This window comes from Micromonospora sp. SL1-18 (genome assembly GCF_047921505.1).
In the GTDB taxonomy this organism is placed as follows: domain Bacteria; phylum Actinomycetota; class Actinomycetes; order Mycobacteriales; family Micromonosporaceae; genus Micromonospora.
In genome coordinates this window covers 1-881 of the sequence record NZ_JBLROA010000191.1, presented here as the reverse complement: position 1 = coordinate 881, position 881 = coordinate 1, and the positions used below count along the sequence as shown (strand labels likewise).

Below are 881 nucleotides of genomic sequence, written 5' to 3'. Positions count from 1 at the left end.
AAGCCCCGGAAGTCCACCTCGTAGACGGCGTTCAACACCTCGACGACGGCCCGCTGGACGATCTTGTCCTCCAACGCGGCGATCCCGAGCGGCCGAAGCCGCCCATCCGCCTTCGGAATGTAGGCCCGCCTGCTTGGCTTCGCCCGGTAGCGCCCCGACTGCACCCGCACGTGCAGGTCCTGAAGGTTGGTCTCCAAGCCCTGCCCATAGTCGGTCCACGTCACCCCATCCACCCCGGGCGCGGCCTGCGGACGAATCGCCCAGTAAGCCGCCCGCAGGCGTCCCAAACTGACGTGGTGCAGCAGCGCGGTGAACCGCGCATCCTTATCCCGTCGCGCTACTTCACGCACACGGCCCAGCGCACTGGACGCGTCGGTTCCGGCACTGTGTCCGGGACGCGTTTTGCTGCCCGTGTTCCCCTTGGCTCGTCCCCTTCCCTCCCCCACCTCCGCAGCCACGGCCTTGTTCGGCGGGTTCGCAGGTACTACGGAACGATCCGACTGCCCATGCCCGTCCATCTCAGGCGTACCGCCTCAGCGTTCCCTGAACGGCCCACCCATGATCAACTGGGCGAGCGGGCACGGGCCCTCCCGGTTCTCGCGCATGGAGGTTCCGTACATGCCCTGGTTCTCTGACCCCGCGGGGCCCGCCGACAGCTCGCGAAATCGCCCTCGACAGTGTTGCCTTCCGCCTGCGTGACAGCGTGGGCACCCCAATCCCGTTATTTCGAGGCTCAATAGCCCGGCCTGCACGTACCCCTACCAACGCTTCACCGACACCCTCACGGACGCCAGCGCATGGCTCGGGGCCGCCGTGGGTCGCTAGCCCTTCGACGTAGAGCTCTTCCATCTCCTCCTCCATGCCGGTTTATCCCGGCGCAC

1 pseudogene is annotated in these 881 nt (G+C 67.2%); it reads right to left on the bottom strand.

The annotated features are described in order from the left end of the window. Positions 1–350 (bottom strand): annotated as a pseudogene (locus tag ACNAW0_RS30485) (group II intron reverse transcriptase/maturase); the annotation flags it as partial. Positions 351–881 lie beyond the last annotated feature (531 nt).